The 5,758-nt window shown below is 59.5% G+C and carries 4 protein-coding genes; all 4 read left to right on the top strand.

The genetic code is table 11. The features are described from left to right. Positions 1 to 1,843: tetratricopeptide repeat protein (locus tag ABYO54_RS13155; RefSeq protein ID WP_372808707.1), on the top strand; the 1,843-nt coding region annotated here is incomplete at its 5' end. Between the two features lie 17 nt (positions 1,844 to 1,860). Continuing rightward, positions 1,861 to 3,267, top strand: coding sequence for a sugar porter family MFS transporter (locus ABYO54_RS13150; protein ID WP_372808708.1), 1,407 nt, complete (start codon positions 1,861 to 1,863; stop codon positions 3,265 to 3,267). Positions 3,268 to 3,290: 23 nt separating this feature from the next. Next, the gene (locus ABYO54_RS13145; RefSeq protein ID WP_372808706.1) at positions 3,291 to 4,811 is read left to right on the top strand and encodes an arylsulfatase; all 1,521 of its coding nucleotides are present in this window, start codon (positions 3,291 to 3,293) and stop codon (positions 4,809 to 4,811) included. A 40-nt stretch (positions 4,812 to 4,851) separates the two neighbouring features. Further along, a partial coding sequence (locus ABYO54_RS13140) for a sugar-binding domain-containing protein (protein WP_372808705.1) occupies positions 4,852 to 5,758 on the top strand: 907 nt, incomplete at its 3' end.

Raw genomic sequence — 5,758 nt, 5'->3', positions numbered from 1 at the left:
GGAACCGTATTACGAAGAAGCGTTGCGCCGCGATCCCGGCGACAGCCGCTGCAACAATGCCATGGGGCTGCTGCTGGTTCGTCGCGGAAAATTTGCCGACGCCGAACCCTATTTCCGCAAGGCGGTAAAGCGGGCCACGTTGCGTAATCCGAACCCCTACGACGGCGAATCCTACTACAACCTCGGACTCTGCCTGAAATTACAGGGAAAATTCGACGATGCTTTTGACGCGTTCTACAAAGCCGTCTGGAACGATGCCTGGCAATGCGCCGGCTATTTTGAACTGGCTCGCATTGCCTGCCGCCGGGGCGACCTCGAAGAGGCGCTGGAACTGGTTGAGCGGTCGCTCTCCCGCAACACCAACCACCATAAAGCGCGGCATCTGAAGATTGCGCTGTTGCGTAACATGAACCGAACCAATGAAGCGTTGGCCGAAATCGAAACAACGCTCCAGGCCGATCCCATCGAGTTTGGCGCGCTCTATGAGCAAAAGCGGATTTCCGGCGAAAGCGAGTTCGATGCGCTGATTCGCGGCTATGTTCACAACTACATCGAAATCGCCCTCGACTACGCCCACGCCGGGTGCTTTGGCGACGCGCTGGATCTATTGGCCGAAGCTCCGCAAAACGATCCAATGGTGGGCTATTATGCCGGTTGGATTGAAACGCTGCGCGGCCAGGACGGTTCTTCTGCTTTCGCGAAAGCCCAAGGCGCCTCGCCGAAATACTGCTTCCCTCATCGCATCGAATGCGTGCCTGCGTTGACGGCGGCCATGGAAGCCAATCCGCTCGACCCGCGCGCGCCGTACTATCTCGGCAATTTCTGGTTCGGTCACCGTCGGTATGACGAAGGCATTGAATGTTGGGAACGCGCCGTGGAACTTGATCCGGGCTTCCCGACCGCATGGCGCAACCTGGGCCTGGCCTATATGAACAAGCGCAACGATGCGGCCAAATCGGGAGAAGCGTTGGGGAAAGCGTTTGCGCTGGATCAGAACGATTCCCGTGTGTTCTTCGAGCTGGATCAGCTGCGGAAAAAAATCGGAATGGCGGCCGAAGACCGCTTGGCCGAAATGGAAAAGCATATGGATGTCGTGCTCGATCGCGATGACCAGACCATCGAATTGTTGTCGGTTTTCAACCTGATGGGCAATCATTCCCTGGCCTTGGAAATTCTGGGCGAACGCACGTTCCACCCTTGGGAGGGCGGCGAAGGGAAAGTGGCCGCCCAATATGTGATTGCGTTGGTTGAACTGGCGAAGCAGGCCATCGAAGAGCTTCGGTTCGATGAGGCCATTGAGCTGTTGCAACGTTCCCGTTTTTATCCGCACAATCTGGGCGAAGGCAAGCTGGCCGGTGCGCAGGAAAACAACATCCTCTACTACCTCGGCTGTGCCTTCGAAGGCAACGGCGATGCCGATGCCGCGAAGCGCTTCTTCGAGGAGGCCACGCAAGGGCTTTCCGTGCCGACCTCCGCGATGTACTACAACGACCAGCCTCCGGAAACCATCCTGTACCAGGGTCTGGCGCACCGCAAGCTGGGGCGCGATGCCGAAGCCGAAGCGGTCTTTCAGAAACTGATCGATTATGGCGACGCGCACATCAACGACGACGTGCAGATGGACTATTTCGCCGTTTCGCTGCCCGACTTCCTCGTCTTCGATGTCGATCTTACGGAACAAAATAAAATACACTGCCAATACATGCGCGGGCTGGGCGAGCTAGGGATGGAACGCGGAGCGCAGGCCGAAGCCCTCTTTGGCGCCGTGCTTGAAATTGCGCCATTCCATGTGGGGGCCCATCTGCACAAAGCCATGCTTTCCAGCCTGGGTGAACCTGTATAACGCAAAAAGGATTTATGATGAATACCGGGCACAAATTCAATGTCAGTTATATTTTCCAAATCTCTCTGGTGGCGGCACTCGGCGGCCTGCTGTTCGGCTACGACTGGGTGGTGATCGGCGGCGCAAAGCCTTTCTATGAACCGTTCTTTAATCTGGTCGGTGCCGACAAAGCATGGCTTGCGGGCTGGGCCATGAGCTCGGCGCTGGCGGGGTGCTTGGGCGGGGCGTTGCTGTCCGGCGCCATCACCGACCGCATCGGGCGCAAGAAGGTGCTGGTCGCCGCCGCGCTCATGTTTGCGATTTCGGCCATCTGGACGGCGCTGTCCCAAAGCTTCGACCAGTTCATCGTGGCCCGCGTCATTGGCGGAATGGGGATTGGTTTGGCGTCCAACGTTTCGCCGATGTATATCGCCGAAGTCTCGCCGTCGCACATGCGCGGCAAGTTTGTTTCCGTCAACCAGCTTACGATTGTCATCGGCGTGTTGGCGGCGCAGATCGTCAACCTGATCATCTATAACCGCAACCCGGTCGATCCCGGCGCAACGGCTGAAGTGATCATGAACTCATGGAACGGCCAATATGGCTGGCGCTGGATGTTCGCCGCCGAAACCAATCCGGCCGGGCTTTTCTTCCTGATGGCGCTCATCATTCCCGAATCGCCGCGCTGGTTGCTGAAACAGGGCCGCAAGGATCAAGCCGCAGGCGTGCTCACCAAGATCGGTGGCGCGGCATACGCCGCCGCCGAAGTGGCCGATATCGGTGATACGCTCGCCGGCGAAAGCGGCAAGGTCAACTACCGGGAAATGCTCCATCCGAAACTGCTCAAGATTCTCGGCCTGGGGGTTTTCATTGCCATGTTCCAGCAATGGTGCGGAATCAATGTGATTTTCAACTATGCCCAGGAAATCTTTGAAGCGGCCGGCTACGATGTGAGCGGCATGATGTTCAACATTGTCATTACCGGGGTGGTGAACCTCGTCTTCACCTTCGTCGCGATCAATACGGTCGACCGCTGGGGGCGCCGTCCCTTGATGCTCCTCGGTTCCGGCGGGTTGATGGTCACCTATGCCATTCTGGGCGCCTGCTATTATTTCGGCCTAAAGGGACCGGTTGTGCTGGTGGTCGTTTTGACGGCCATCGCCTGCTATGCCATGACGCTCGCGCCGATCACCTGGGTGCTGCTCTCCGAAATCTTCCCGAACCGGATCCGCGGGGCCTCCATGAGCCTTTGCGTGTCGGCGCTTTGGATCGCCTGTTTTGCCCTTACGGCCACCTTCAAGCCCATCAACGTTGCCTTGGGCGCGGCGGGAACCTTCTGGCTCTACGGCGTCATCTGTCTGGTCGGTTTTGCGGTCATTAAACGGTTTGTTCCCGAAACCAAAGGCAAGTCGCTCGAAGACATCGAGCGCGAGTTGGTGGATTAGTCATGGAACGATCGGCACAAGGAATGTTCGCGCTTCTTATCGCCTTTTCCGGGCTCCTTAACGGATGGGCGGAACGCGCGCCGAATGTCGTGATCATCTATGGGGACGATGTCGGCTATGGCGATGTGGGGGCGTATGGAAGCACAATGATTCCCACGCCGAACATCGACCGTCTGGCGACGGAGGGGCTGCGCTTTATCGACGGGCATTGCACCGCGGGGACCTGTTCGCCCTCGCGCTTCTCGATGCTCTCCGGGATTCACGCGTTCCGTCATGATGTCGGCATTTTGCCGCCGAACGCACCGCTGACGATCCCGACCGATGCGCTGACGTTGCCGAAGCTTTTTCAAACGGCGGGATACGCCACCGCCGTGATCGGCAAGTGGCATCTGGGGCTCGGAAAGGAAGGCGTACCGACCGACTGGAACGGCGAGGTCAAGCCGGGGCCGCTCGAGATCGGTTTCAACTCTTCCTTCCTGCTGCCCTCCACGAACGACCGCGTGCCCTGCGTCTATCTCGCGGGGCACCGCGTGCTGAACCTCGATCCGAGCGATCCGCTGTTTGTCGGAGCAAGTCCCCGGGCCGTGAACCGCCCCGGCAGCACGGCCTATCCCGACGCCATGGTGAATCCCCAGGCAATGACCAAGGTTTGGTGCAAAGGCGAGCAGCACCGCAACAGCGTAATCAACGGCATCGGCCGCATCGGCTACATGGCCGGAGGAAAATCCGCGCTGTGGAACGACGAGGAGATGGCGGATGTTTTCGTCAAACAGGCCAAAGCCTATATCGCCGGGAACCGCGACCAGCCGTTCTTCCTCTATTTTTCCTCGCAGGACATCCATGCGCCGCGCACGCCGCATCCGCGTTTCCAGGGGAAAACCAAACTCAGTGCACGGGGCGATGCCATGGTGCAGTTCGACTGGTCGACCGGGCAAATCATGCAGGCGCTGGACGCGCATGGACTGGCGGAAAACACGATCGTGATATTTTCCAGCGACAACGGCCCGGTCTATCAGGACGCCTACGACGACGGGTCCGGGCACCGCCGGGACATCGGCGAGGTGGATCGCGGCCACGATGCGTCCGGCATCTGGCGCGACGGCAAATATTCCGTCTACGAGGGCGGCACCCGCGTCCCGTTGATCATCCGCTGGCCCGCGCGGATCAGGCCCGGGGTGTCGGACGCCATGGTGAACCAGATCGATTTCATCGCCTCGTTCGCCGCGTTGCTGAAGGTGCCGCTCCCGCAGGGCGAAGCGCGCGACAGCCGCAATACGCTGGCGGCTTTCCTTGGCCAGGATGCTGCGGGGCATGAATTCATGATCGAAGAGAACGGTCGGCGCATCGCGCTTCGGCAGCGGAACTGGAAGCTCATTGCCCAGCGGAAGAAAGGCCCTTCGACGGGCTTCGATCCCGTGGAGCTGTATGATCTGGCATCCGATCCGGGCGAACGGGAAAATTTGATCCAGCGGCACCCCGAGCGGGTGGAATCCATGAATGCCAAGTTGAACGAGATGCGGCGTTCGTCGGGCATCCGGAAATAGAAATTTGAGGGTCGGTATGAAGTTGGTTCGGGCAGGAATAATGATTGTGGCGGGGGCATTCGTGTCCGTGGCGGTGCACGCGAATACGCTGGATCTGTCGGGCGAGTGGAGCGTGCGGCTCGATCCTCGGGATGTCGGCGAGAAGCAGCAATGGTTCAAGGCGGTCGAAGGCCGGCCGATTCACCTGCCGGGCATCGTCTCGGAAGCGGGGCTGGGCGATCCGCTGGCCTTGGAACCTGCGCTCACCAAAGAGGTTTTCAGTCATCTCCATCAAAACTTCCGCTATGTCGGTGCGGCGTGGTATGTCCGGGAGATCGACCTGCCCGATGGGTGGAGCGATGCCACGCTGCTGCTGGAACGCACCATTTGGCAGACCTCGGTTTGGGTGAACGGTCGGATGGCCGGTTCGCTGAACTCCTTGTCAACGCCCCACCGCCACGCCGTCGGTGCCTTTCTCAAGCCGGGAAAAAATATCATTGCGGTTCGGGTCGATAACCGGATGCAGGTGGATCTCGGGGAATTGGGCCACGCCTATACCGACCAGACGCAAACCATATGGAACGGGCTGGTCGGCAAGATCGAGCTGCGCCGCGAGAATCCGATCCAGATCAAAACCAGTCCGTTGCGGGTGGTGTTGCCGGAGGGCGGAAAGCTGGCCGTTAAGGTCGAGGCGATCAATCATGACGGGCCAGACCTGCCCGCATGGTCGAAGATCGTCAAGGCCGGGGAGGTCACGATTGATCTCCCGGCCAAAAAGATGGTGAAGTGGTCGGAGTTCAATCCGGCCCTCTACCGCGTGACGGTCGAGTTCAACGGGCAGGAAAAATCCGTGGTCACGGGCTTCCGCGATGTGGAAGCCAACGGGCGCGACTTGCTGATCAACGGGCGGAAATCCTTCATGCGCGGCACGCTGGAGTGTTGTATTTTCCCCAAGACCGGGTATCCGC

This window comes from Pontiella sp., from assembly GCF_041622395.1.
Lineage (GTDB): Bacteria > Verrucomicrobiota > Kiritimatiellia > Kiritimatiellales > Pontiellaceae > Pontiella.
This window is presented reverse-complemented; position numbering and strand designations above follow the sequence as displayed.

Excerpts from the sequence above, each read along its gene's own strand:
- ABYO54_RS13150 (WP_372808708.1), top strand. The coding sequence starts at position 1,861 with ATGAATACCGGGCACAAATTCAATGTCAGTTATATTTTCCAAATCTCT.
- ABYO54_RS13145 (WP_372808706.1), top strand. The coding sequence starts at position 3,291 with ATGTTCGCGCTTCTTATCGCCTTTTCCGGGCTCCTTAACGGATGGGCG.